The organism is Diaphorobacter sp. LI3 (assembly GCF_022807955.1).
GTDB lineage: Bacteria > Pseudomonadota > Gammaproteobacteria > Burkholderiales > Burkholderiaceae_C > Diaphorobacter > Diaphorobacter nitroreducens.
The window spans coordinates 3,349,894-3,373,536 of the sequence record NZ_CP094346.1; the positions used below are offsets into that span (position 1 = coordinate 3,349,894).

Here is a 23,643-nt window from a genome sequence, read left to right on the forward strand (position 1 = left end):
CAGGAAGAGAAACGGGCTCAGCCACGCGCCGGCAGCATGCGGCCTACCAGGCCGTCACGGTCGATAAGCTGGTGCTTGACGGCTGCCGCCACGTGCAACACGACCAGGGCGGTCAAGGCGTAGGCGCTGATGGCATGCAGGGGCTTGATGGCCTCCGCCAGGGCAGGGCTGACCGGCACAAAGTCAGGCAGCGGCACCAGGCCGAGAAAAACGATGGGAAAGCCCGCGGCCGAGCTGTAGGCCCAACCCACCAGCGGCACGATGAGGAACAGCGCATACATCAGGTAATGCACGCCATGGTGCGCGGCCTGCTGCCAGCGCGGCATGGCTGCCTGCACCGCCGCAGGCAAGGCGGGCGGACGGTGGGTCAGGCGCCACAGCAGCCGCAGCACCGACAGCGCAAGGATGGCCACGCCCGCCCACTTGTGCCAGTTGTAGAGCTTCAGGCGCTGGGGCGAAAACGGCAGCCCCGTCATGTACCAGCCGACACAAATCACGGCCACGATGGACAGGCCCAGGATCCAGTGCAGGGCGATGGCGGTGGCGCCGTAGCGCGCGGGTCGTGGTGCGGAAGCGGTGGTCATACGGAATGGTGGCGGTAGAGGAACAGTGCGCGGCGATTGTGCGGATGGGACCCGCAGCAGAGACGGCGCTCTGGTGATGTGACGCAGTCTAGAGTGCGCTCCGTGCGGTAAGTTTCAACCGTATTGATGTTTCGATTCAAAATTTATGAACGACAGCGGTTAACCACGTTGGACAGGGGCCCTCGCGCACCCGCGTGCGCAGCAGGGCATGTCATGATTCGCGCATTGGCCTTCGCCACCTTTGCGTTCGCCGTCGCCGCACTTTCACCGCATCCCCATGACTCCTCCCTCCACTTCCGTCGTCTACGGCACCGAAGACGTGCTGGTCTCGCTGTGCAACTCCGTGACCCGTGTGCTGTCGGTCGCCACCCAGGGCCCCGTGCACTACTCAGGCATGGTGCAGCGCATCACCAAGACCTGCCTGAAGCCGGACATTGGCTGCTTCGTGCTGTTCGACGGCGGCTTCTCGGGGCTGGTGATCATCAATTTCTCGGCCGCCGCAGCCATGGAAATTTACGAGCGCTACATGCTCAGCATGGGCATGTCGGCGCAGGAACTGGCCAGTTCTTTCACCTCTGACGAAGTCAGCAACGTCATGGGCGAACTGATGAACCAGGTGGTGGGTGACTTCACCGGCAAGGTGCGCCGCGAACTGCAGACCCACATCACGCAGAACCAGCCCAAGATGCTGGTACTGAACCAACAGGTAGTGCTGAGCGTGGACGCCAACCTCGACCAGCCCGAGGCCCGCCGCGTGACCTTCTACACGGGCAGCAACAACATCTTCTATCTGGAACTGGCGATCGACCGCACACAGTTCATCAAGCTCTACGACTTCGAACCCCAGGACGCGCCCGACCCCGACGCACTCATGGCGCAGGCGGCAGCACCCGCGCCAGCGGCAGCCCCTGCCAGCGCAACGGATGCCGACACCGAGGCGCTGCTCCGGTCACTCGGCATGTAGCATCATTTTGCTATTGAAAATATAGCTGCTAGCGCTTATCCGTAAAGCGCTAAAAGCCAATTTCATTCATAGTCCGCCCGCGTCCTACGACAAAGGAGGCCTGGTGCCGACGGCGCGCCTGCACACGCCTTCTAGGCTGGAAGCCATTTCCACAGCGGAGTGCCGCCATGCCCCAACGCACCTGGAGCGCCAAACGCGAGCGCCAATACGAGCACATCAAGGACAGCCTGCTGGAGCGCGGCGAAAAGCGGGACACCGCCGAAGAAATCGCCGCACGCACCGTGAACAAGGAACGTGCCCAGCACGGCGAGGCCAAGCAGGCCGATCCCCACACACTGCAGGACACGCCTGCCCCGGTACGCGGAGGCCAGCGGTCGCACCAGGGCCCGCAAGGCCGCACGCGCGAGCAACTCTACGAGGACGCCCGCCGGCGCGACATCCCCGGGCGTTCCAAGATGAACAAAGCCCAACTGGCGGCTGCGCTAAAGCGCTGACTACGAGCCCCTACAGGGCCACACCACAAGCACCGCGCCGCCCCGCCACCCGCTTACAATAGGCGGCTTCGCGGAGACTTGGGTGAGTGGTTTAAACCAGCAGTCTTGAAAACTGCCGACGGGCAACCGTCCGTGAGTTCGAATCTCACAGTCTCCGCCACCGCCAGAAAAATCAGCGCCTCGCGAGGCTAGCCGTTCTGTTAAAGTGTTGCTAAGAAAGCTGTAATGGCTCAAAATTCCGCCCTAGTCAACGACTAGGGCGTTTCTTTGTCCAAGGAAAAATCTCATCCAACTTCAGTAAAGCCGACTAAGTGGCCGCCTAGATTTCCGCCGGCCGCGGCGGGTATTCAAGTCAATCACTGCAAGAACCCCAAGTGCGGTAACTTCGGCGTACCGCCCAAGCTTGCGGTTGCCCGAGGCGGGGCCGGTACTCCAGCTTCTTCCGTTGGCCCAGGCGACTACACCGTGGTCGCTACCGGTAAGGACCAGCCGGCACTGAAGTGCCGCCTGTGCGAGGAAATCACCCCTATGCAGAGCAACTTGGCGATTGCCGAGGAGCTTATGCGCATGTCGGAGTACCTTGAACCAGTACTCCCGCAGTGTCCGAACGAGGCCTGCTCTCTATCGGAGGGGGCGCCATCCCTTGAGAATGTGACTCGCTTCGGCACCAACGCCCACGGAACTCCCCGGTTCAAGTGTGTCGGCTGCAAGAAGGCGTTCTCCTTCGGCGGCCGGTCAACCAAGCGCCAACGTCGCAGTCACTCCAATCGCGATATCTTGGTGCATCTGATGAACGCCATGCCGCTGCGGCGCATCATCAAGGTCCTCGATATCTCCCCCAGCCAGCTATACGACCGCATCGACTTCCTCTATGAGCAGGCCCAGATGTTCGCCGGCGAGCGTGAGCGAACCCTCATGGGACGCGACGACCTAGGCTCAAGATATCTGTCGGTTGACCGGCAAAAGCTGGTGGTGAACTGGCACTCTAAGAAGGTGCGAAAGAACACACTTTTGCTGTCCATTGCAACGGCCGACCAGGCTACGGGCTATGTGTTCGGGGTCAACGTCAACTTTGACCCTGCGCTGGACTCTGCTGACGTAGAGAAGGACATGGTTCGCTTTGGCGACCATGCACTTGCCAGAGCGTTTCGCCGCTACGCGAGAGTCTGGCTACCGGCTGATTGGAATGCTGCGGCTGAGAGGGCGGCGCCTCGCGGAGGTACCTCCCGAAAGCCTATGGAATCGGTCATCGAAGAGACGTACGACGCAGCCTTAGGTCGCCCCGATATAGAAGATGGTGAAGGCCCCGCGAACTCATCCCGTGCCCCCGTAAAGGGCATGCTGCTGCATGAGCAAGTGGTGATGTACGCCCACATCCAGCTTGTCACTCGACTGCTCTGCCGTGCCAAGAAGATTCGCTTCTTCACAGACCAGGAGTCGGGCATACGTGCGGCCATTCTGACGGCCGTGCCGAAAAGGGTTCTGGACCGGACGGCTGACGCTTTCTATGTCAAGGTGCTCAAAGATATGTCAGTGGACATGAAGCGCGCGCTGGTTGGTGCAACCAAGCGGCGTCTGGCGCGCTTAGCGGAGAAATACGGGGTAACCCCTGAGGCTGCAGAACTTCTGGCTGCCGAGGAAGAACTGGCGCGCATGGTTGCCATCGGCAAGTGGGGGGACCGCTGGTTCCGCCATCCCATATCGGAGATGCGTGAGCCTGAGAAATCCGTTTGCTGGCTGACCGATATCGACCCGGTCGAAACCGAACCGGACAAGCGTCGGCTCCAGCTTAGCCACCAGGCGCTACTGCACCTGAAAGCCACCCTTACCGCTGTCGACCGCTTCTTTATGCAGGTCCGGCGAGGCCTCACGCTGGCAGAACGCGCGGTGGCCAGCGCCAACACCGACCGACGTCTCTGGTTCGGGAAGAGCGCCTACAACCCCGAAGTCCTGGTGAAGGTGCTCGGCATCTTCCGGACGTACTTCAACTACTGCGAGGTTGGCCGGGACGGGAAAACGCCGGCAATGCGGCTGGGGCTGGCGCGCGGACCCATAGCGCCCGAAGACATCATCTATTTCACTCCCGAACCGCCCGAAAGACGCCGCGCGCCTGCCGCTCGGTCGCTCAAGCCCTCCGGCCCCGTGGCTCACGCAAGCGAGTCACTTGCCGCGTAGGACCCGTAGTTCGAGGTGAGCTTGGTCCGCAGTCAGGGAGCTCACTCGCACTTGGTAGACAGAGAGGGGGGCTCCCGATTCAGGCCCCGAGGACTCTTCCCATTCGGCTACACCCCCTTCACCCTCGCCGCTCACCGAGGAAAGGTACGGGCTCCGCCCTGTGCAGGCCAGCACTACTGCCGGGGCTAGGGTCATCCGCGGCAGAATACCGGTTGGTTTGACCCAATTTGTTACTTCAGCGCCTCTGATAAGGACACGACAAGGCTGGCTGCCATTGTCTCGCCAAGCCTCAACGCTCAGAGAGACAGTCCGATTGCCGTATGCCACGGGAGTGCTGCCCCTGAAGTCCGGAGCGGGCTCGTCGTTGCAGGCAGTGAGGAAGCTGGCGGCACACACGAGCGCGACGCCTAGGGAAAGGGGCTTGAAATTCAGCATGTCCCTTATAGCGACCAAAGAAACGAAGCCCCTCGTGCCGAAGCAGAGGGGCTTGAATCAAGGGCTTAGCAACACCTTAACGGAACGGCTAGCCTCGCGAGGGCGCTTTTTTTATGTCCATTCGGGGGCGGATGAAGCGGGTTGCCAGGTTCACATGCCAATCCGTGACGGGCCAATCGCCTCTGGCATTGCGTTCACAGCATGGCGCGCAATGACTCGCCGGTAGCGCCTCCAGCAGCTTCAGGCGCGCGTGTGCCGAGTGACATGGTTCGCATGCGCCTGGCACCACTTCTTTCATGGCCGGTGCGTGGTGCCCCTCCCGAAACACAACGGCCCAAGACCGTTGCGCACCACATCTATGCCGCTGCAAAAAGCAACGCCAATGCGAGTACGGTACCGCCAACATAGGTCCCCAGCGCCCCCACGGCACGGAAAGGGTTGGGACGCGCCAACGTGGCAGAAGCCAACACGCCCATCACCAACAGATAGCGCGACGCGGTCACGCCCACCATCACCCAGCTGACCCATTCCGCCGAACTCCGCTGACCTAGCAGGTAGATCAGAAGCGCCAGCATGGCTGCATATTCGGCAGTGTTGCCTTGGGCACGCACCGCCATCAACGCCACCGGTCGCCGGGCACCCCCAGTCGCCGTCATAGACCACCGGTGCCAGCGGCACGCGGCCGCGCTCGCGCTGCAGACAGAGGTTCTGGACGGCGCTGGCGGTGCGCGCCAACGGCGCGATAAAAGGCCGCGCGTTCGGCGGCGGTGTGGGCGAGGGGGCCGTTATGGCGTCTCGTTCAGCCAATCGCGCTGCGCGGAAGTATCTTCCAACGCCAGCAGCGCACGCTTGCGCGGCAGGCCGCCGCCAAAGCCGGTCAAGCTGCCGTTGCTGCCGATCACCCGGTGGCAGGGCACGACGATGGAGACCTTGTTCTGCCCGTTGGCCGCAGCGACGGCGCGCGTGGCCGTGGGCTGGCCGATGGTCCGCGCCTGCTGTGCATAGCTGCGCGTCTCGCCGTAAGGGATGGCCAGCAGCGCCTGCCACGCGGCGATCTGGAATGGCGTGCCCACCAGGTCCAGCGGCACACCGAACACGCGGCGGCGGCGCCCGAAGTATTCCGCCAACTCACTGGCCAGCAGCACGGTGACCGCATTGCCCTTCTCCTGCAGGACCTCACCGCGGGCGGCCTGCACCTGGGCCAATTCACGCTCCACACCCGGCTGCCCCACGAACTCCAGCAGGCACAGCCCCCGGTCTGAAGCCACGGCCAGCATCTCGCCCAGCGGAGTAGGCATGGTCTGCGCATACAGCATGGCGCGACGCCCCCTCAGTCCTCAATACCGCGCTGCGCGGGAATGCCCGCCTGGAACGCATGCTTGATGAGCTTCATCTCCGTCACCGTGTCGGCGATGGCGATGATTTCCTCGGGGCAGCGGCGGCCCGTCAGGCACACGTGCACATCCTTGGGCCGCGCCGCCAGGGTGTCCAGCACCTCCTGCAGTGGCAGCCAGCCATAGATCAGGGGATAGGTGATTTCGTCGAGCACAACGAGGAAGTTCTCGCCCGACAGGATGGCCGCACGGGCCTTGGCCCAGCCGTCGCGCGCCAGTTGGGCGGAGTGGTCCAAGTCCTTGCTCTTCCAGCTGAAGCCGTCCCCCAGGCCTTCGATGGACAAGCCGATCTGCTCGAACATGCGGTGCTCGCCAAAGCGGGCGCTGGGCACCTTCATGAACTGGAAGACCTTCACGGCCTTGCCCCGGCCATGCGCGCGCAGCGCCAGGCCGAAGGCCGCCGTGCTCTTGCCCTTACCGTCGCCGGTGTTGACGATGACCAGGCCCCGGCGCTCGCCTTCGGCCTTGTCGTAGCGTTTCTCGGTGGGGGGAGTTTCAATCTGCATGCAATGCCTCAAGAAGAAGTTTTGGGAAATCAAGCCGTCGCGGGAAACGATGGAGCACGCCGCGCCTGGAAGGCCGCATGTGGCGCACCAACTGCAGCGCCAGCTCCTCCATCGAGAGGCCGGGTGGCACGCGCAGAACGGTAATGCGGCAGGCGCCAGCGCTGCCAAGCTTGCATGCGCATGGCGCCGCGCATCCACAGGGCACGGAGAAAGGCCAGCGCCACCCGCACGGGTACGGGCCACAGCAGCACCTGCGCGACCTGGGCAAAACCGGCGTCCAAATTCATGCGTTCACACTCCATGCCCTCTGCGGCCGGCCGCCGGCCGCAAGGGGTTCAAGGGGAAAGGGGCGCAGCGCGTTCACCGCTCCATGCGGGGCAGCGCCATCCACAGGCCGTCGATCTCGCGCACCTGGATGCGCCGCTCGAACACCTGCTCCAGCGCGGCGTGCGTGGCCGTGCTCTGGCATGGCCCGTGGTGCACCACGCCGCCGGCGGCCATGATGAGCATGTCGTCGGCCTGCAGCGCGATGGATACCTCGTGCAACACGCTGACCACGGTACCGCCCTGCCCCACCAGGTCGCGCACGGTGTGCAGCCAATCGGTCTGGTGCGGCGGGTCCAGGTTGGCCAGGGGTTCGTCCATGAGCAGCACGGGTGCCTGCACGGCCAGCGCGCGCGCCAGCAGCACGCGCTGGCGCTCGCCTCCCGACAGTTCTGACAGCGGACGGTCGCGCCAGTTCCACGCCTGGGTGGTGTGCAGCGCCTGCTGCACGGCGGCATGGTCGGCATCGCTGGCCGGCGCCATCCATGCACGGTGCGGCAGGCGGCCGAGCATGGCCACGTCGTAGGCGGGCAGGTCTTCGGCAGCGGACTCGTTCTGGCCCAGCCAGGCCAGTTGGCGGGCGCGCTCGCGCGGGGGAATGTCGGCCAGCGCGCGGCCCAGCAACTGCACCCGCCCTTGCACACGCGCATGGCGCAGCAGGCCTGCCAGCACCTTGAGCAGCGTGGACTTGCCCGCACCATTGGGGCCGACCACGCTGGTCCAGCGGCCAGCGGGCAGGTCCAGGTCAATGCCGCGCAAGATAGAGGCATTTGCGATGCTGGCGCTTATCTGGCGTGCGCTAACAGCTATGTTCTTCATAGCGAGCTTCCCAACACCCGGCGGTGCATGAGCCACAGCAGGTAGCTGCCGCCCAGCGCGGCGGTGAGCACGCCCACGGGCAGTTCCTGCGGCGCCACCACCCAACGCGCCAGGATGTCGGCGGCCAGCAGCAGCACCGCGCCCATCAGGCTGGACAGCCACACATGCCACTGGTGGGTGACGCGCGCAATCGATCGCACGAGGTGCGGCGCCGCCAGCCCGACGAAGGCAATCAGCCCGGTGTGCGCCACGGCCGTGCCGGTGGCCAGGGCCAGCGCCAGCACCAGCCCAGCGCGCATGGGCACGATGGGCAGGCCCAGGCTGGCGGCCGTGGCTTCGCCCAGCATCAACCCGTCCAGCAGCCGCGACAACCCCCAGGCCGTGGCGGCACACAGCAGCCAGCCGCCAGCCATGATGGCGCAGGCCTGCCAGCCCACGAAGGCCGAACTGCCCATGGTGAAGACCTGCATCGGCTCCAGAATGGCGGGCTGCGCCACCTGGATCAGGTCGCGCGCAGCGCCAAGCACCACGCCCACGATTACGCCCGCCAGCAGCAGGCGCAGCGTGTGTTGCACACCACGCGCCAACACCAGCGTCAGCAGCACGGCGCCCGCAGCACCCGCGAAGGCCAAGCCCGTCACGCCCAGTCGCGCCAGCCAGCTCGCCGTGCTGGGCGACACACCCAGAACGGCCATGGCCACGGCGCCGCCCAGCGCCGCGCCCGACGCGCTGCCCAGCAGGTACGGGTCGGCCAGCGGGTTGCGAAAGAGCCCCTGGGCAATGGCGCCCGCCAGCCCCAGCAGCGCGCCGGCCAGCCATGCGCCCAGCGTGCGCGGCAGGCGGATGTCCCACACGATCTGCTGCGCCAGCGGGTCGCCGCGCAGGTTCAGCAAGCTGCCAAAGCCCGTGCTGCCGACGCTGGCGCCGAGCAGCAGCAGCGCCACGCTGGCGGCCAGCAGCCACAGGCCCAGCCAGCGCGCGCGGCGGCCGCTGGCGTCGGGGTGCAAGGAGGTGGCATAGGTTGCTGGCATGGCGGTGGTCGCCACCATGGTAGAGGGCTGCGGGAGGCGCGCGCTCATTCGTACTTCTCCGCCAGGCAGCGGGCCATGATGCGCGCGGCCTCGGCCATGCGCGGGCCAGGGCGCACCACCACGTCTGACAGTTCGGGGCCGAAGTCGCACACGCGGCCCGCCTTGACCGCGGCCAGGTGGTTCCACCCCGGGTATTGGGTCATGGGCTGCATGCTGCGGTTCGCCACCATCAGCACGTCGGGCTGTGCGCGCAGGACGAACTCGGGATTGAGGCGCGGAAAGGGCCCCAGCTCGGGCGGGACCACGTTGCGCGCGCCCAGGCGCACCAGCGTCTCGCTGATGAACGAACTGGCCCCCGCCGCATAGGGGCCGCGGCTGACCTCGAAGAACACCCGCGCCCCGCGCGCGCGCTGCGGCAGCGACTGCGCGGCGGCCTGCACGGCGGCATCGATCACGCGCCACACGCGCTCCGCGCCGTGCTCCGGCGGCACGGCCAGCAGTTCACCCAGCACCCCCAGCACGCGGCGCACGTCCGCATGGGTCTTGTGATCCAGCGCCAGCACCTTCACGCCCAGCGCCTCCAGCCGGTCGCTGACGCGGCTGCTGACCGACAGCAGTACCACGTCCGGGCGCAGCGCGACGATGGCCTCGATGTTCGGGTCCAGCCCGCCGCCCACCTGGGGCAGGCGCCGCACGGACGCGGGCCAGTTGGAGTAGCGGTCCACCCCCACCAGGCGCTCACAGCGCTGCAGCTCGCACACGCTCTCGGTCAGCGACGGCAGCAGGCTCACGATGCGCTGGGGCGGCTGGTCGAACCGCAGCGCGCGGCCCCGGTCGTCGGTGATGGTTACCGCGTGGGCGCTGGGCAAGGCCAGCAGTAGGCCCAGCAGCCAGCCGGCGGCAGCAAGCTGGCGGCGCCAGCGAAGAGGCATCATGGTGCGTCCTTCAGGGTAAGCGGCAGGCCCGCCGCCATCAGCGTGACGCGCTGGCAGGCTGCCGCCGCGCGCTGGTTCAGGGCGCCCAGCGCGTCCACGAAGGCGCGCACTTCGCGCCCCAGGGGGATCACGCCCAGGCCGATCTCGTTGCCCACCAGCACCACGGGGCCGGGCGCATGCGTCAATGCTTCAGAAAAGTGAGCTGCCTGCGCTTGCCAATCGGGCGCTAGAGGCTGTTTTTGCTCTACATCTTGGGGGTCGGCCGGCATGAGCCAGTTGGTGAGCCACAGGGTGAGGCAGTCCACGACGATCAGGGTCTGTGGGGTGCTGTGGCACGCCAGGGCGTGGGCCAGATCGCGCGGCTCTTCCACGGTCTGCAGGCCGGGCACACGCTCGGCACGCTCGCGCTGGTGGCGGGCAATGCGCGCACGCATCTCGTCGTCCCACGGCTGGCCGGTGGCCAGCAGCAACGCGCGGTGTGCCGGCGCGGCCTGCAGCCACTGGCGCGCCAGCAGTTCGGCGCGGCGCGACTTGCCGCTCTTTTGTCCACCCAGGATGAGTTCACTGCGGGCGATGGTCTGCGGCGCCGCGTTCATGGCCCCGCCTCCGCGCCCAGCAAGGCTGCGGTCGCCTGCGGGCTGGACGCAAACCATGCGTGGAAGTAACTCGCGTGGATGCTGCCGTGGCGGTACACGGCTTCACCGCCGTCCGGTGCCCCTGCATGGTCCGGACGCTGGGCGTGTGCGCACACGGCGGCCGGGCTGTCGGTGACCGAGTAGTGAAAGGTGTGGCCGCGCAACTCATGCGTGCCCATGCGCAGCGCGCGCGGCCCCAGCGCGGCCAGGCGCCGCTGCATGGTGGCATGACCCGGCAGCAGCCCCCACAGGGGCACGCGGCGCCCGTCGGCCAGGGTGATGGACTCCAGCAGCGCCATCATGCCGCCGCACTCCGCCCACACGGGCCGACCCGCCGTCACGTGCGCCTGCAGGCTATCGCGCATGGCCGTATTGGCGGCCAGCGCATCGGCGTGCAGCTCGGGGTAGCCGCCGGGCAGCCACAACGCGTCGCAGGCCGGCAGCGCAGCGTCGCACAGCGGCGAAAAGCGCACCACGCGCGCGCCCAGCTGCTGCAGGGTGTCGATATTGGCTTCGTAGATGAAGCAGAAAGCCTCATCCGCCGCCACGGCCACGGTGCGGCCGGCCAGCAGCGGCGTGATGGCGGCGCGGCCCACGGGCGTGCCGCCGAAGTCCACCGCCCAGCGCTGCAGGTCCGCGGCGGACATGCGGCCCAGGGGCGTGCCGGCCAGCGCATCGGCCACGGCGTCCAGCCGCTGCAGGGCATCGGGCAGTTCGTGCGCTGCCACCAGTCCCAGGTGCCGCTCGGGCAGAAGGCCACCAGGCTCCCTCCCGCCCGCAGCGTCACCCACGACCCGTGGCAGCGCACCCAGCCAGTCCGCAGCGTCGGCCAAGCCGTCCCGCAGCATCTGCGCATGGCGGTCGCCCGCCACACGGTTGGCCAAGACACCGGCCCATGGCAGGCCCGCACGGTAGTGCCGCAGCCCATGCACGATGGCGCCCAGCGTGCCCCCCATGGCAGAGGCATCCACCACCCCAAGCACCGGTATGCCAAAGCGCTGCGCCAGGTCGCCCACGCTGTGCTCGCCGTCGAACAACCCCATCACCCCTTCGATGAGCAGCAGGTCTGCTTCGGCCGCCGCGGCGCGCAGGCGCTGCGCGCAATCTGCCGCACCGGTCATCCACAGATCGAGCTGGTGCACGGGGGCGCCGCTGGCCAATTGGTGCCAGTGCGGGTCCAGGAAGTCCGGCCCACACTTGAACACCCGCACGCGCCGGCCTTGGCGTGTGTGCAGGCGCGCCAAAGCGGCGGTGACGGTGGTCTTGCCCTGCCCAGAGGCGGGCGCGGCGATGACCAGGGCGGGACAGCGGCTCATGGTGTGGCAGTCGGTGATGGCGTTACTGCGGCGCCCACTTCAGGCCGACGTAGAACGTGCGGCCGCCGGTGGCGTAGGTGCGCGCCAACTGGTAGTCCTTGTCGGCCAGGTTGTCGACGCGGGCCAGCAGCGTCACGTCGCGGGCCACGCGCTTGCTGGTGTAGAGGTTGAGCGTGGTGTAGCCGCCCAGTACGTTGGTGTTGGCCGCGTTGTCGTACCGGCGCGCAGATGCGTAGAGCTCCGCCCCCAGCGTCCAGCCTGCCACCAGGGTGTCGGCACCCAGCGTGGCGTAGCGCTTGGCACGGCGCGCCAGCAGTTTGCCGCTGTCCAGGTCACGCGGGTTCTGCCAGTCGATGGAGCCATGCAGCGACACGCCCGCGATGCGGTGCGCGGCCGACAGCGTCACGCCCTTGTACTCGGCGCGGCCCACGTTCTCGTAGCAGCCGAAGCTGGAATCACAGCGGCCCGCGGCGCCGAAATTGATGAGGTTGCTGACGCGGTTGCGGTACGCCACGACACCCACGCTGCTCTCTCCTTGCGTCCACCGCGCGCCCAGCTCCACGTTGCGCCCCTTCTCGGGCTGCAGGTCGGGCGCGCCGTATTCGCTGAAGCGGTGGTAGAGCGTGGGTGCACGGAAGGACGTGCCGGCCGCTGCGGTGACGCGCCACTGCGGCGTAATGGCGTAGCCATAGGACAGGCTGCCCGTGCTTTTGCCGCCGAACTCGCTGTCGTCGTCATAGCGCAGGTTGGCCTGCAGCGTATGGGCGCCCTGGTTCAGGCCATAGCCCAGCGCGAGCGCGTTCTGTGAGCGGTCACGCCGGAGGTCGCCCACGAACTCGGTGGCGGGGTTGTGCAGTTCGTCCTCGCGGCGCTCCAGCGCGGCTGTGAACAGATGCGCGCCCAGGCGCCACTCGTTTTGCAGCAGGTAATTGTGCAGCGTGGTCTCGGTCATGTAGAAGTTGGGCCGGGTGCTGTATTCACTCTGCCCCTGCGTGACCTGCAAGCGCGTGCTGTATACGTCGCTCCACTTGGCCAGCCATGCCAGGCTGGCCGTGCGCAACTGGTGGTGATTGCGGTCGTCGGCCGTTTTGCTGCCGTCGTACTGCGAGTTGAGGTTGCTGGCCAGCAGCGTGCCCTCCAGGCGATGGGTCGTGTCCAAATGCACGCCCAGTCGGGCATTGGCAGAGGTGCGGCGGTAGCCGTCTTCGTCCGGGTTGTAGGCGGAGCCTACGCGGGCACTGAAGCCATCGGCGCGCTCATGCGACAGCCCCAGCGCATAGTCCACCTGCTCGGTGCCGCCACTCACGCCGGCCTGCACCGTCCGCGTGCCCTGGTTGCCCAGGCCCACGCCCACGTAGGGCGCCGGCGCACCCTCGCCCTTTTTGGTGAAGAGCTGGATCACGCCTCCCATGGCATCCGAGCCGTACACAGCAGCCGCTGGCCCGCGCACGACCTCGATGCGGTCGATCTGCGACAACGGGATTTGCTCCCACACCACGCCGCCGGTGGATTGCGAGTCCAGGCGCACGCCGTCCAGGTACACGGCGGTAAAGCGCGACTCCGCGCCGCGCAGGTAGACGCTGCCATTGCTGCCCTGGCCGCCATTGCGCGTGATCTGCACGCCTGGCAGGCGCGAGATCACGTCAATGACGCCTACCGCGCCGCTGGCCTCGATGGTTTCACGGTCGATGATGGACACATCGGACACGATGTCGGCCAGCGGCCGGGCCACGCGGGTTGCCGTGATGACGGTTTCACGCAGTTGGGGTTCTGTGGCTGCCTGGGCCAGCAGGGTTTGGGACACGGCGGGGAAAGCGGCGGCCAGCGCCAGCGGCAGCACGGCGACGCGCGCGTGCACGGAAAGCGCACTCAAGCGCACATTGAACGGACGGGTGTTTGTCATGTGGGGCAAACAGAGAGATCGCCACGGCCGACCTCCCCGTCGGCACCTGGGCATAACGGCCCAGGTTTCACAAAAGGAAACGCGGAGCCACCTCGTTGGCCGGTATCCGGGCTGGCGGAACGCTCTGCATCGCCTTCCCAAACGCTTGTTCAAGGCGCTCAGTGGCTTGTCAATGAAGAGGGAGCCGAGGTACGGCTCATCCGCTGACCGTTGCGGGGGCAGCGCAGGCACAGGACGCACTCCATGGCGGAGGGCCCCTCCCTGCTTCCCGTTGAACTGCGGCATGTGAACCACGCCGCTAGCACCAACTGCGCAATTTTACGATGGTTCGCACGCCGATCCCTACAATCGGCAGCGTATGGCCTCCCCCTCTTCCATCGACCAGATCGCCGAGCGCGTTGAGCGGCTGCTGCTGCGCCATGCCGAGTTGCAGCGCACCAATGCCCTGTTGGCGCAACAGGTCGCGGCGCTCACCCAGGAGCGCGATTCCCTCCAATCCCGCCTGCAGGCGGCCCGTGCCCGCGTGAACGCATTGCTGGACCGCCTGCCTGCCGAGCCCGAACTCCCCGGCACTGCCGAGACGAAAGACGCGCCATGAAGCAGATCGAGGTACAGATCCTCCAGCAAAGCTATCTCCTGGCCTGCCCGGACGGCCAGGAGTCGCGCCTGCTGGAGGCGGTCGAGCGCGTGGATACCGCCATGACGCGCATCCGTGACGCGGGCAAGGTACGCGCGCGTGAGCGCATCGCCGTGCTGGCGGCCCTCAACCTGGCTTTCGAGATCGCCGACCGCGAAGCCGCCGATTTGGCAGCCGCCTCAGCCCCTGCGCGCATCGCCCCCACCCCGGTCGCGCCGCATGTGCACGACAGCGATGAGCGCGTGCAGCAGTTGCTCCTGCGCCTGGACGAGGCGCTGGGCGAGGATGGGCGCCTCCTATAACCATTACGGTAAAAGCCTGGCCCCTGGCTGCACACGGGCGGCCCACTACAATGAACATGTCTGCGGTGCTGCCGGGCTTTATATTTCCTTGAACCAATGCTCATTGAGCACGGGCTTGGTACATCGCCCGGTGAGCGTGATCATCTCGCGTCAGATGAACCCAACGCCTGGCTGCCCTCGCCCACCTGAACCCCCGGTTCAGGATGCCGGTCCGGTGGCATTCGCAGACACCTTTTCTCCGGTAATCGCTTGCGCCCTCGCTCCGGGTGAGTGCCAGCGACCTCAATACCTGCTCAGAAAATCCGGCGCTCCGCGGCCAGCGCGCGCAACCCACCCATCTGCAAGGCACAGAGCAGACCTTGGTAGTCGTCGCACCGATGCCAAATATCCTGGCGTGGTTCGGGCGTTTCCCAGTCCTTCGGCAATCTCACTGAAACGCAACGCGCGCCCCAGACGCACGATGGCGCATCCAGTAAGGCAGCGATGCGTAGCTGGATTTCTCCACGTCGATGAGAACAGACTCGTCACTTCCGCTGGTAGAGATCTGACAGCGATCCGTCACGCCTGAGCGTCTCAGTGTGCACCATTCGCTTGCCACGGCATGCTTCGCGGAGCCGCTGTGGTTCCACAAAACGCTGTTTTCAGGGCACGCACCACGGCGCCGGCTGCCCATGGACAACGTCCATCCACAGCGCCCATGCACCCAGGGAAAAAAGCACACCACCTGCCAGCCGAGACCCCCACGCCCCACCCTTCACGCCGATCCAAGCGCGAATGCGGCCAAAAGTCCACGGCCCCAGCACCAGCCATACACCGCTTCCTACGCCAAACAGGACCATGCACAAGGCTCCGCGGAGCACGCTTCCGCTGAGAGCGGCAGTCAACAGTGCGGTATACAGAAGGCCGCATGGCAGGAGCGCCCAGGCCACACCCGCGGTCAGGAGCCCGCCAGGCCGAGAGACCAAGGGCTTGACCTTCGCCCAGGCAGCACGCCCCGCCCGCTCAACCCACAAGGGCTGCTGCGCTTGCACCATCATCATCCCGCCCCACGCGAGGATGAGCACGTGCATCAGCGTCCAAAGGGGGCGCAATGCCGAGGTGCTTTGCCCCAGCCATGCGAGTTGCTCCATGGCCAGCGCAACCACCGCCCCTGCGGCGCCGTAACCGATCAGGCGCCCCACGTGAAACTGCGCTACCCGTTGGAAGATTCCGCGACGGGACGCCCATTGAATGGTTTGGGTGGCGTCCGGCGTGCCACCCAGCCCCGTAAGCGCCGCGCAGGGAACAGAACACATCGCCAAACAGTGTGCCCCTCCCATCAGCCCCATCAGGAAGGCCGTCGTGGCCAGCGCCCACAGCATGGGTCAAATAATCCGGGAAAAGCGAGCGCGGTTGCGGTCAGCCTGTAGATACTTGTCGAACACCATGGCCACGCCGCGCACGAAATACCACCCCATGGGCGTGACTTCAACGCCCTCATCGCTGATTTTCACCAAGCCCTGAGCCGCCATTTCTTGCAGTTGCTGTAATTCCGCATCGAAATAACTGCGGAAATCAATCAGCCAGGACTGTTCCAACGGCTCAAACAGCAATTCACCTTGGCACATCAACGCCATGATGACTGCGCGGCGCACTAAGTCGTCCTTGGTCAACGCCAGCCCGCGCACCACAGGCAAATGCCCCTGGTTAATGCAGTCGTAATACTCGTCCAGCGTTTTCACATTTTGGCTGTAAGTAGCGCCCACGCGCCCGATGGCAGAAACACCCAGACCAATCAGGTCGCAATCGGGCTGCGTGCTATAGCCTTGGAAGTTGCGGTGCAGCCTGCCTTGCCGCTTGGCCACCGCCAGCGCATCGTCTGGCAGAGCGAAATGGTCCATGCCCACGTAGACGTAGCCGGCTTCCTGGAACACATCAAGTGACCGGGCCAACATGGACACCTTGGCCGAAGCCATGGGCAACTCGGCCGTGATGATGCGTCGCTGCGATTTGAAGCGTTCTGGCAAGTGAGCGTACGCATACAGCGCGATCCGGTCTGGCCGCAACTCGGCTACCTGCTCCAAGGTGCGATCAAACGACTCCGGTGTCTGGCGCGGCAGCCCGTAGATCAAATCCACGTTCACCGATTCAAACCCGAGCTTCCGAGCCGCATCGACCAACGCGAACACCTTTTCGGCAGGCTGAATGCGGTGCACGGCCTTTTGTACTTCAGGGTCGAAATCCTGCACGCCAAAGCTCAGGCGATTGAAACCCAGCTCCGCCAACAATCCCAGCCGCGCTTCATCCACGGTCCGGGGGTCCACTTCTATGGAGTACTCCCCCCCCGGAACGAGGACGAAACTGCGCCTCAGCATGCCCATCAGTTCGCGCAAACCGTCATCCGTCAGAAAAGTAGGCGTGCCTCCGCCGAAATGCAGCTGGCTCACATGCTGACCCACACCGCAGTGCGCCGTATGCAGGTCGATCTCACGGCTGAGGTAACGCAAGTAGACCTCTGCCCGCTCTGGATGCCGGGTAATGATCTTGTTACACGCGCAGTAATAGCACAGCGATTCACAAAACGGGATGTGGACATAAAGCGACAAAGGCATCGCCTTGGCTACCGAACCCACGCGACGCTGCTGCAGCGCAAGGATGTATTCCCGCTCGCCAAAAGCCTCGACAAAACGATCAGCAGTCGGATAAGAGGTGTAGCGCGGCCCTGGGACGTCAAAACGACGCAGGAGCTCTGTTGTAACAACGGTCATGACGGGATTCCTTGCACTTTCATATCACTGTGCCGTAGAGTCCCCCATGAGTCCTTGACGTTGATCAAGCGCCCATAAGGTCCTTGTGGCGACAATTTGACTTCGGCTCAAAGTCGTCCAACGGCCTACGGCATTCCATGTCTCCCAGCCGTTCAGAGGTAAGCTCAAGCCATGAACAGGGTTCCCATGCATACGAATCTCCAGACCATCAAAGTTGCCTGCTCAAACTGCAATCTGCGTGAGCTGTGCATGCCCGTGGGTCTGGACGACCAGCAACTCAAGCGCATCGATGACATTGTTGCTGTACGACGCAAGATCAAGCGTGGCGGCACGCTTTTCCGGAACGGTGAACCCTTCACATCCCTTTTTGCCATCCGCACCGGATTCTTCAAGACCTGTGTCGCCACCGAAGACGGTCGCGATCAAGTGACGGGTTTTCAAATGGCGGGCGAGATCATCGGCCTGGATGGCATCGTGAGCGACCGCCACACTTGCGATGCGGTGGCGCTTGAAGACGCCGAAGTATGCGTCATGCCCTTCGACCGTATTGAAGAGTTGTCGCGCGAAGTAACGGCACTACAGCACCATGTGCACAAGATCATGAGCCGCGAGATTGTTCGTGAGCATGGGGTCATGCTGTTGCTGGGGAGTATGCGTGCCGAGGAACGCCTTGCCGCATTCCTGTTGAATCTCGTACAACGCTTGCATGCCCGGGGTTTCTCACAATCCGAATTGGTGCTGCGCATGACACGCGAAGAGATCGGCAGCTACCTGGGATTGAAACTGGAAACCGTCAGCCGCACGTTTTCCAAGTTCGTGGAAGAAGGTATTGTGGAAGTAAAACAGCGCCATGTGCGCATCGTCGATACCGATGCGCTGAAGCGCATTGTCAACAGCCAGCAAGCCTGCCATTAAGCCTCGGTTTTTTGTTCATTCATAACTGATCGGCGGAAAGATCAGGAAACGTATTTGGCGCAATCAGCCGGCCGCGCCCCTTTGGGCACGGGGCAGCGATTCAACTCAAAGGGCGAGAGTGACAACAGCGTCGTCAATGCGCTGGAAGCCATGAGTACGACCCAGAACGTGAAGAAGGCGATGGTATACACACCTTCGCGCGAGAGATGCAGGGGTTGATCAAACCACTGCAGCGCTTCTGGATCCACGAAGGCGAACACTACCATTTCCATGACGCCCGCCATCAAAAAGGCCGGCCACGCGATCCACATCAATCGTTGCATCCACATTCGCCCATCTCCTAGCAAGTGTAGTTGACAGCCTAGCATCTGTTCTCCGGCATGCAAAGAGGACTCGCCCTGCCGGTCAGCGCGGTTGATCCTCCAGCGGAGTAGCTGCATGGTTGCGCCCCTTCATGGCAGGCGTCATGTCGCCCCCAGACTCCTTCAGGGTCTCGTTGATGTTCAAGCCCCGTTGGTAATAGTCTTCCGCGATGACGGGGTCGGGTTGGCTCACGGCCAGCCAGAGGGTCACGAAGCCCGCAATGATGACAATCACCGGCCCCGCGATGACAAGCCAGACATGGCCAAACGTCCACCAAGGCTTTCCTGCGTCTTCCAGATTCATGGGGGAATTACTCGACATTTATACCAACTCCTCGCTCGTTTATGAGCACAGCTTGTTCATTTGCATTCCACGACCGCCTTCAGCGGGGTACAAGGAACACGGATTTCTCTGCCACTTGGGCTTTATCACCCTGCGCTTGAATATCGAAATACACCGTATGCGATCCAGGAGATGCTGAGCCATACGGAATTTGAAGACGGACAACCACCCATCGCGATTCCGCCGGTCCAATGTCAATTGCGGTCTCGGACGCCACTTCCAGCCCTTCCATACCGTGGGCGCTGATGGTGTAGCGCTGCGCCCCCTCCGTGGCGTTCATGATCTGCAGCCGGTAGATATTTTCCAGCTTGCCTCCCGCCACGATGCGCGAGAGCGCAGCGCGGTCGCGCACGATGTCCACCTTCAACGGGGTGCGTACCACCAAGCTGGCCAGCATGCCAATGCACAACACCACCAGCACCGCTGAATAGAACAACACACGGGGTCGCAGCACGCGTTTGAGCATTTGCGATTGGGTCCAGTGGTTCTTGACGCCGTTCTGCGTCGAGAAGCGAATCAGCCCGCGCGGATACTTCATCTTATCCATCACGGTATTGCAAGCGTCCACGCAGAGACCGCAACCAATGCATTCGTATTGCAGTCCGTTGCGAATATCGATACCCGTTGGGCAGACCTGGACACACAGCGTGCAATCGATGCAGTCACCCAGTCCCGCAGCTTTGTGATCTACGGTCTTGTTACGGGGCCCGCGAGGCTCGCCGCGCTCGGGATCGTAAGAGACGACCAGCGTGTCCCTGTCGAACATTGCGCTTTGGAAACGCGCATAAGGGCACATGTATTTGCACACCTGCTCGCGCAGGAATCCTGCGTTGCCGTACGTGGCCAACCCATAGAAGATCACCCAGAATATCTGCCACCCTCCTTGCAGGGCCAGCAACTCTTCCCCCAGCTCGCGAATCGGAACGAAATAGCCCACGAAGGTGAAGCCGGTCCAGAACGCGACCGCAATCCAAATGGCTTGCTTGACAGTTTTTTTCCAGATCTTCTCAAATGTCCACGGACCATTGTCCAGGCGCATACGGGCACTGCGGTCGCCTTCGACTTTGTGCTCGATCCACATGAACATTTCCGTGTATACGGTCTGGGGACAGGAGAAGCCGCACCACAGGCGTCCCGCCACTGCGGTAAACAGAAAAAGCGACAGCGCGGAAATAATCAGCAAACCCGTCAGATAAATGAAGTCCTGCGGGTAAAGCACCAAACCAAAAATATAGAAACGGCGTGCTCCGAGGTCAAAGAGCACCATTTGGCGCTGGCCCCACTCCAGCCATGGCAGGCCATAGAAAACCAGCTGTGTCAGAAACACCATCGCCCAACGCCAACGGGCGAACACTCCACTTATCGAGCGTGGATAAATTTTCTTTTGCGCCTCATAGAGCGAAATGACCTCGGTCTGCGAACTTTCGGCCCCCACTGGCGTGATAGGAATCACCTTACGGGGCTGACCTTCGGCTGGCTTCATGGTGGAATCTCAAAAAGGAAGTGCAACTTCCAAAACGCAAAACGGCCGGCGCCCCTCGACGGGGAGCCGGCCGCACAGGGAGCATCAGCGCGGGGCGCCGGCCTTATTGGACAAACCCCAGACGTATGCCGTCAACACCTTGATCTGTGCATCGGTCAACTTGCCCGTTTGGGCAGGCATCTCGTTGGTCTTGCCATTGTTGATCATAGCGGTGATGGCAGCTTCGCCCCAGCCATGCAGCCAGATGTCATCCGTCAGATTAGGGGCACCCAGGGCCACATTGCCTTTGCCGTCCATCCCGTGGCATGCAGCGCACGCAGTGAACTTCGACTTGCCCAGAGACGCCTTCAGGGAGTCATGCGGGCTTCCCGACAGGCTCAGGACATAGTGGGCGAGGTTGCGCACATCTTCCGGCGAGCCCACGGCGGCCGCCATGGGAGGCATGACGCCAATGCGCCCATCGTGGATGGTCTTCTGGATCTGATCAGGCGCACCGCCGTGCAGCCAGTCACCGTCGGCCAGGTTGGGGAAGCCCTTGCTGCCGCGGGCATCGGAACCATGACACTGCGCGCAGTTGTTCATGAACAGACGCTCACCAATTGCCATGGCCGCTGTGTCGGCCGCCATCTCTTGGGGCTGCATGGCCTCGAACCGCGCATACAGGGGCTGCAACTCTGCGTTAGCCTTGTCCACTTCGGCTTGGTACTCGCCCAGCTGCGTCCAGCCCAACTTACCCTTAAAGGTCCCCAATCCGGGATAGGCAGCCAGATAGCCAGCACCGAATACCAGCGTGATGATGAACAGCCACATCCACCAACGGGGCATGGGGTTGTTCATTTCCGTCAGGTCTTCGTCCCAGACGTGACCGGTGGTGTTGTCGGCCGTAGCCTCGACCTTCTTGCGGGACGTGATCCACAGCAGCAAGCCGCAGGCCACGATACCGATGATGGTGATTCCGGCCACGTAGAAGGACCAGAAGTTACTCGTGAAATCGCTCATGGGTTATCTCTTTTCTTGTGGAGACTTCTTCAGTCCTCGGCGAAGGGCAACTGTGCTGCCTCCTCGAACCGGGCCCGGTTGCGGCGCATGAAGGCCCAGAACCAGATGCCCACGAAACACGCCAGCGACGCCAGCGTGGCCACGATACGCATGGTGGTGATGTCCATGACCAGTTCCTCGATTACTTGAGCGCACGGCCCAAAACCTGGAGATAGGCCACCACGGCATCCATCTCTGTCTTGCCCTTGACCTGCTCGGCGGCGCTGGCGATCTCCTCATCCGTATACGGGACGCCGACCGTGCGCAATGCCTTCATGCGAGGAGCGACGACGGAAGGATCGATCTGGTTCTTTTCCAGCCAGGGATAGGCGGGCATATTGGATTCGGGCACCACGTCGCGCGGATTGTTCAGGTGAATGCGATGCCATTCATCGCTGTACTTTCCACCCACGCGATGCAGGTCGGGCCCAGTGCGCTTGCTACCCCATTGGAAGGGATGGTCGTAGACGAACTCGCCAGCCACCGAGTAGTGGCCATAACGCAGGGTTTCCGCACGGAACGGACGGATCATCTGCGAGTGGCAGTTGTAGCAACCCTCGCGCAGGTAGATATCGCGTCCGATCAATTGCACTGCCGTGTAAGGCTTCACGCCTTGAACGGCCTCAGTCGTCGATTTTTGAAAGAACAGAGGAACGATTTCCACCAGGCCGCCGACGGCCACAACCAGCAAGATCAGCACGATCATCAGGAAGTTGCTGGTTTCGACCTTCTCGTGCGTGAAGCCGGTGGATGCTTTGTTATGCGTATTGGACATGTAGTTGACCCTCCGAACTTCAGGCGTGAGCGGGTTTCACGGCGGGAATGGCCACCTTGACGGAGCGTCCGGAGATCGCCGTCACCCAGACATTCCATGCCATCACCAACATACCGCCGAGGTACAGCAGACCGCCAAAGAAGCGGATCGCGTAGAACGGATAGGTCGCCTTGACGCCTTCCACGAAGGTATAGGTCAGCGTGCCGTCGGGGTTCACGGCGCGCCACATCAGACCTTGCATCACGCCAGCAATCCACATGGCGGCGATGTACAGCACGATGCCGATGGTGGCCATCCAGAAGTGCAGTTCAATTGCCTTGATGGAGTGCATCTTCTCCTTGCCAAACAGGCGAGGCACCAGGTAATACAGCGAACCCATGGTGATCAGACCCACCCAGCCCAAAGCGCCTGCATGCACGTGGCCCACAGTCCAGTCGGTGTAGTGCGAGAGCGCGTTGACGGTCTTGATGGACATCATCGGGCCTTCGAACGTGGACATGCCGTAGAACGACAGCGACACGATCAGAAAGCGCAGGATGGGGTCGTCACGCAGCTTGTGCCAGGCACCGGACAGCGTCATGATCCCGTTGATCATGCCGCCCCAGCTGGGCGCCAGCAAGATCAGCGAGAACACCATGCCCACAGATTGCGTCCAGTCAGGCAGCGCGGTGTAGTGCAGGTGGTGCGGACCCGCCCACATGTACGTGAAGATCAGCGCCCAGAAGTGGACGATGGAGAGGCGATAGCTGTACACCGGACGGCCAGCCTGCTTCGGGATGAAGTAATACATCATGCCCAGGAAGCCGGTCGTGAGGTAGAAGCCCACGGCGTTGTGGCCGTACCACCACTGCACCATGGCGTCCTGCACGCCTGCGTAGGCGGAGTAGCTCTTCATGAAGCCCGCCGGAATGGCCGCACTGTTGACGATGTGCAGCAGCGCCACGGCGATGATGAACGCACCGAAGAACCAATTGGCCACGTAAATGTGCTTCACCTTGCGCTGGCCGATGGTTCCGAAGAACACCACCGCATAAGAGACCCACACGGCAGCGATCAGGATGTCGATCGGCCATTCCAGCTCGGCATATTCCTTGCCGGAGGTATAGCCCAGCGGCAGGCTGATGGCCGCCGCTACGATGACCAGTTGCCAGCCCCAGAAGGTGAACGCCGCCAACTTGGGCAGAAACAGCCCCGCCTGGCAAGTGCGCTGCACCACGTAATAGCTGGTGGCGAACAGGCCGCAGCCGCCGAATGCGAAGATCACGGCATTGGTGTGCAGCGGACGCAGCCGGCCATAGCTCAGCCATGGAATGCCGAAGTTGAGTTCAGGCCAGGTCAGCTGGGCGGCGATGAACACGCCTACCAGCATGCCGACCACCCCCCATACGACAGCCATGATAGAAAACTGGCGTACTACGGTGTCGTCGTAGTGCGCAACTCTTGTTTGTGAAGAATCCATCGGGCACCTCTAGCAGGCCGTTGAAAAAGTGCTTTTCGAACGCATCAGGGACGCTGAGTGCGAAGAC

General features: G+C 63.7%; 26 protein-coding genes, 1 tRNA gene and 1 riboswitch. Of the genes, 7 read left to right on the top strand and 20 right to left on the bottom strand.

Annotated features, from left to right (window positions below; translation table 11 throughout):
* Positions 1-17 precede the first annotated feature (17 nt).
* The gene (locus MRB47_RS15640; RefSeq protein WP_047350797.1) at positions 18-584 is read right to left on the bottom strand and encodes a cytochrome b; all 567 of its coding nucleotides are present in this window, start codon (positions 582-584) and stop codon (positions 18-20) included.
* Positions 585-861: 277 nt separating this feature from the next.
* Here MRB47_RS15640 and MRB47_RS15645 point away from each other — a divergent pair, with 277 nt between their 5' ends.
* The 4 genes from MRB47_RS15645 to MRB47_RS15660 all read left to right on the top strand — a co-directional run bounded on the left by MRB47_RS15645 (position 862) and on the right by MRB47_RS15660 (position 4,217).
* Complete coding sequence (locus MRB47_RS15645) at positions 862-1,548, top strand: DUF3334 family protein (RefSeq protein ID WP_011804539.1); 687 nt, start codon at positions 862-864, stop codon at positions 1,546-1,548.
* A gap of 167 nt (positions 1,549-1,715) precedes the next feature.
* Entirely contained in the window at positions 1,716-2,042 is a 327-nt protein-coding gene (locus MRB47_RS15650) for a plasmid stabilization protein (protein ID WP_252101157.1), read from the top strand.
* Between the two features lie 72 nt (positions 2,043-2,114).
* A tRNA-Ser gene (locus MRB47_RS15655) sits at positions 2,115-2,202 on the top strand.
* Between the two features lie 107 nt (positions 2,203-2,309).
* Entirely contained in the window at positions 2,310-4,217 is a 1,908-nt protein-coding gene (locus MRB47_RS15660) for a hypothetical protein (protein WP_252100595.1), read from the top strand.
* A 791-nt stretch (positions 4,218-5,008) separates the two neighbouring features.
* Here the strand turns inward: MRB47_RS15660 and MRB47_RS15665 are convergent.
* The 10 genes from MRB47_RS15665 to MRB47_RS15710 all read right to left on the bottom strand — a co-directional run bounded on the left by MRB47_RS15665 (position 5,009) and on the right by MRB47_RS15710 (position 13,515).
* Positions 5,009-5,269, bottom strand: a complete 261-nt coding sequence (locus MRB47_RS15665; RefSeq protein WP_252101158.1) for an MAPEG family protein — start codon at positions 5,267-5,269, stop codon at positions 5,009-5,011.
* Between the two features lie 168 nt (positions 5,270-5,437).
* Positions 5,438-5,968: a methylated-DNA--[protein]-cysteine S-methyltransferase gene (locus MRB47_RS15670; protein ID WP_411275705.1), complete on the bottom strand. Its 531-nt coding sequence runs from the start codon at positions 5,966-5,968 to the stop codon at positions 5,438-5,440.
* A 14-nt stretch (positions 5,969-5,982) separates the two neighbouring features.
* Entirely contained in the window at positions 5,983-6,552 is a 570-nt protein-coding gene (gene cobO / locus MRB47_RS15675; RefSeq protein ID WP_011804537.1) for a cob(I)yrinic acid a,c-diamide adenosyltransferase, read from the bottom strand.
* A 29-nt stretch (positions 6,553-6,581) separates the two neighbouring features.
* The gene (locus tag MRB47_RS15680) at positions 6,582-6,839 is read right to left on the bottom strand and encodes a hypothetical protein (RefSeq protein ID WP_148060994.1); all 258 of its coding nucleotides are present in this window, start codon (positions 6,837-6,839) and stop codon (positions 6,582-6,584) included.
* A 73-nt stretch (positions 6,840-6,912) separates the two neighbouring features.
* Positions 6,913-7,695, bottom strand: a complete 783-nt coding sequence (locus MRB47_RS15685) for an ABC transporter ATP-binding protein (RefSeq protein WP_252101160.1) — start codon at positions 7,693-7,695, stop codon at positions 6,913-6,915.
* A complete protein-coding gene (locus MRB47_RS15690) occupies positions 7,692-8,726 on the bottom strand; it encodes a FecCD family ABC transporter permease (protein ID WP_172209182.1) in 1,035 nt (344 codons plus the stop codon). The genes MRB47_RS15685 and MRB47_RS15690 overlap by 4 nt, the downstream gene beginning before the upstream one ends.
* 44 nt (positions 8,727-8,770) lie before the next feature.
* Positions 8,771-9,661 carry an ABC transporter substrate-binding protein gene (locus MRB47_RS15695; protein ID WP_088887409.1) on the bottom strand — a complete coding sequence of 297 codons (891 nt, stop codon included), beginning with the start codon at positions 9,659-9,661 and terminating at the stop codon, positions 8,771-8,773.
* On the bottom strand, positions 9,658-10,257 hold the full coding sequence (locus MRB47_RS15700) for a bifunctional adenosylcobinamide kinase/adenosylcobinamide-phosphate guanylyltransferase (protein WP_252101161.1): 600 nt from the start codon (positions 10,255-10,257) through the stop codon (positions 9,658-9,660). The genes MRB47_RS15695 and MRB47_RS15700 overlap by 4 nt, the downstream gene beginning before the upstream one ends.
* Entirely contained in the window at positions 10,254-11,612 is a 1,359-nt protein-coding gene (locus tag MRB47_RS15705; RefSeq protein WP_252101162.1) for a cobyrinate a,c-diamide synthase, read from the bottom strand. Before MRB47_RS15705 ends, MRB47_RS15700 begins: the two co-directional genes overlap by 4 nt.
* Before the next feature lie 22 nt (positions 11,613-11,634).
* Positions 11,635-13,515, bottom strand: a complete 1,881-nt coding sequence (locus MRB47_RS15710) for a TonB-dependent receptor domain-containing protein (RefSeq protein WP_252101163.1) — start codon at positions 13,513-13,515, stop codon at positions 11,635-11,637.
* Positions 13,516-13,594: 79 nt separating this feature from the next.
* Positions 13,595-13,839: riboswitch (cobalamin riboswitch) on the bottom strand.
* A gap of 34 nt (positions 13,840-13,873) precedes the next feature.
* Between MRB47_RS15710 and MRB47_RS15715 the strand changes: the two genes are divergently transcribed.
* Positions 13,874-14,113 (top strand): hypothetical protein, encoded by a 240-nt coding sequence (locus tag MRB47_RS15715; protein WP_015912724.1) that lies wholly within the window; start codon positions 13,874-13,876, stop codon positions 14,111-14,113.
* Entirely contained in the window at positions 14,110-14,454 is a 345-nt protein-coding gene (locus tag MRB47_RS15720) for a cell division protein ZapA (protein ID WP_011804529.1), read from the top strand. The genes MRB47_RS15715 and MRB47_RS15720 overlap by 4 nt, the downstream gene beginning before the upstream one ends.
* 641 nt (positions 14,455-15,095) lie before the next feature.
* Here MRB47_RS15720 and MRB47_RS15725 read toward each other — a convergent pair.
* Together MRB47_RS15725 and hemN are read right to left on the bottom strand one after the other, a co-directional pair.
* Complete coding sequence (locus MRB47_RS15725) at positions 15,096-15,815, bottom strand: sulfite exporter TauE/SafE family protein (protein ID WP_252101164.1); 720 nt, start codon at positions 15,813-15,815, stop codon at positions 15,096-15,098.
* Positions 15,816-15,818: 3 nt separating this feature from the next.
* Positions 15,819-17,201: an oxygen-independent coproporphyrinogen III oxidase gene (gene hemN / locus MRB47_RS15730; protein ID WP_011804527.1), complete on the bottom strand. Its 1,383-nt coding sequence runs from the start codon at positions 17,199-17,201 to the stop codon at positions 15,819-15,821.
* A gap of 171 nt (positions 17,202-17,372) precedes the next feature.
* Here hemN and fnr point away from each other — a divergent pair, with 171 nt between their 5' ends.
* Entirely contained in the window at positions 17,373-18,116 is a 744-nt protein-coding gene (gene fnr, locus MRB47_RS15735) for a fumarate/nitrate reduction transcriptional regulator Fnr (RefSeq protein WP_011804526.1), read from the top strand.
* Between the two features lie 41 nt (positions 18,117-18,157).
* Here the strand turns inward: fnr and MRB47_RS15740 are convergent, their stop codons facing one another.
* From MRB47_RS15740 to ccoN, 7 genes are all read right to left on the bottom strand, one after another.
* On the bottom strand, positions 18,158-18,445 hold the full coding sequence (locus MRB47_RS15740) for a hypothetical protein (RefSeq protein ID WP_252101165.1): 288 nt from the start codon (positions 18,443-18,445) through the stop codon (positions 18,158-18,160).
* Positions 18,446-18,521: 76 nt separating this feature from the next.
* Positions 18,522-18,800 carry a FixH family protein gene (locus tag MRB47_RS15745; RefSeq protein WP_015912720.1) on the bottom strand — a complete coding sequence of 93 codons (279 nt, stop codon included), beginning with the start codon at positions 18,798-18,800 and terminating at the stop codon, positions 18,522-18,524.
* 61 nt (positions 18,801-18,861) lie between these two features.
* Entirely contained in the window at positions 18,862-20,304 is a 1,443-nt protein-coding gene (ccoG, locus tag MRB47_RS15750; RefSeq protein WP_220638665.1) for a cytochrome c oxidase accessory protein CcoG, read from the bottom strand.
* Positions 20,305-20,388: 84 nt separating this feature from the next.
* A complete protein-coding gene (ccoP, locus tag MRB47_RS15755; protein ID WP_015912718.1) occupies positions 20,389-21,303 on the bottom strand; it encodes a cytochrome-c oxidase, cbb3-type subunit III in 915 nt (304 codons plus the stop codon).
* Between the two features lie 29 nt (positions 21,304-21,332).
* A complete protein-coding gene (locus MRB47_RS15760) occupies positions 21,333-21,470 on the bottom strand; it encodes a cbb3-type cytochrome oxidase subunit 3 (RefSeq protein WP_011804521.1) in 138 nt (45 codons plus the stop codon).
* A 14-nt stretch (positions 21,471-21,484) separates the two neighbouring features.
* A complete protein-coding gene (gene ccoO / locus MRB47_RS15765) occupies positions 21,485-22,117 on the bottom strand; it encodes a cytochrome-c oxidase, cbb3-type subunit II (protein ID WP_011804520.1) in 633 nt (210 codons plus the stop codon).
* Between the two features lie 19 nt (positions 22,118-22,136).
* The gene (gene ccoN, locus MRB47_RS15770; RefSeq protein WP_011804519.1) at positions 22,137-23,576 is read right to left on the bottom strand and encodes a cytochrome-c oxidase, cbb3-type subunit I; all 1,440 of its coding nucleotides are present in this window, start codon (positions 23,574-23,576) and stop codon (positions 22,137-22,139) included.
* Positions 23,577-23,643 lie beyond the last annotated feature (67 nt).

What these genes read in the sequence shown, in the direction of transcription:
- MRB47_RS15680 (WP_148060994.1), bottom strand. Translation starts at nt 6,839, where the DNA reads ATGAATTTGGACGCCGGTTTTGCCCAGGTCGCGCAGGTGCTGCTGTGG.
- MRB47_RS15685 (WP_252101160.1), bottom strand. Translation starts at nt 7,695, where the DNA reads ATGAAGAACATAGCTGTTAGCGCACGCCAGATAAGCGCCAGCATCGCA.
- MRB47_RS15760 (WP_011804521.1), bottom strand. Translation starts at nt 21,470, where the DNA reads ATGGACATCACCACCATGCGTATCGTGGCCACGCTGGCGTCGCTGGCG.
- cobO (WP_011804537.1), bottom strand. Translation starts at nt 6,552, where the DNA reads ATGCAGATTGAAACTCCCCCCACCGAGAAACGCTACGACAAGGCCGAA.
- ccoO (WP_011804520.1), bottom strand. Translation starts at nt 22,117, where the DNA reads ATGTCCAATACGCATAACAAAGCATCCACCGGCTTCACGCACGAGAAG.
- MRB47_RS15695 (WP_088887409.1), bottom strand. Translation starts at nt 9,661, where the DNA reads ATGATGCCTCTTCGCTGGCGCCGCCAGCTTGCTGCCGCCGGCTGGCTG.
- ccoN (WP_011804519.1), bottom strand. Translation starts at nt 23,576, where the DNA reads ATGGATTCTTCACAAACAAGAGTTGCGCACTACGACGACACCGTAGTA.
- MRB47_RS15720 (WP_011804529.1), top strand. Translation starts at nt 14,110, where the DNA reads ATGAAGCAGATCGAGGTACAGATCCTCCAGCAAAGCTATCTCCTGGCC.
- MRB47_RS15645 (WP_011804539.1), top strand. Translation starts at nt 862, where the DNA reads ATGACTCCTCCCTCCACTTCCGTCGTCTACGGCACCGAAGACGTGCTG.
- MRB47_RS15715 (WP_015912724.1), top strand. Translation starts at nt 13,874, where the DNA reads ATGGCCTCCCCCTCTTCCATCGACCAGATCGCCGAGCGCGTTGAGCGG.
- MRB47_RS15640 (WP_047350797.1), bottom strand. Translation starts at nt 584, where the DNA reads ATGACCACCGCTTCCGCACCACGACCCGCGCGCTACGGCGCCACCGCC.
- ccoG (WP_220638665.1), bottom strand. Translation starts at nt 20,304, where the DNA reads ATGAAGCCAGCCGAAGGTCAGCCCCGTAAGGTGATTCCTATCACGCCA.
- MRB47_RS15745 (WP_015912720.1), bottom strand. Translation starts at nt 18,800, where the DNA reads ATGTCGAGTAATTCCCCCATGAATCTGGAAGACGCAGGAAAGCCTTGG.
- MRB47_RS15700 (WP_252101161.1), bottom strand. Translation starts at nt 10,257, where the DNA reads ATGAACGCGGCGCCGCAGACCATCGCCCGCAGTGAACTCATCCTGGGT.
- ccoP (WP_015912718.1), bottom strand. Translation starts at nt 21,303, where the DNA reads ATGAGCGATTTCACGAGTAACTTCTGGTCCTTCTACGTGGCCGGAATC.
- MRB47_RS15670 (WP_411275705.1), bottom strand. Translation starts at nt 5,968, where the DNA reads ATGCTGTATGCGCAGACCATGCCTACTCCGCTGGGCGAGATGCTGGCC.
- MRB47_RS15710 (WP_252101163.1), bottom strand. Translation starts at nt 13,515, where the DNA reads ATGACAAACACCCGTCCGTTCAATGTGCGCTTGAGTGCGCTTTCCGTG.
- MRB47_RS15740 (WP_252101165.1), bottom strand. Translation starts at nt 18,445, where the DNA reads ATGTGGATGCAACGATTGATGTGGATCGCGTGGCCGGCCTTTTTGATG.
- MRB47_RS15725 (WP_252101164.1), bottom strand. Translation starts at nt 15,815, where the DNA reads ATGCTGTGGGCGCTGGCCACGACGGCCTTCCTGATGGGGCTGATGGGA.
- MRB47_RS15650 (WP_252101157.1), top strand. Translation starts at nt 1,716, where the DNA reads ATGCCCCAACGCACCTGGAGCGCCAAACGCGAGCGCCAATACGAGCAC.
- MRB47_RS15705 (WP_252101162.1), bottom strand. Translation starts at nt 11,612, where the DNA reads ATGAGCCGCTGTCCCGCCCTGGTCATCGCCGCGCCCGCCTCTGGGCAG.
- fnr (WP_011804526.1), top strand. Translation starts at nt 17,373, where the DNA reads ATGAACAGGGTTCCCATGCATACGAATCTCCAGACCATCAAAGTTGCC.
- hemN (WP_011804527.1), bottom strand. Translation starts at nt 17,201, where the DNA reads ATGACCGTTGTTACAACAGAGCTCCTGCGTCGTTTTGACGTCCCAGGG.
- MRB47_RS15690 (WP_172209182.1), bottom strand. Translation starts at nt 8,726, where the DNA reads ATGCCAGCAACCTATGCCACCTCCTTGCACCCCGACGCCAGCGGCCGC.
- MRB47_RS15665 (WP_252101158.1), bottom strand. Translation starts at nt 5,269, where the DNA reads ATGGCGGTGCGTGCCCAAGGCAACACTGCCGAATATGCAGCCATGCTG.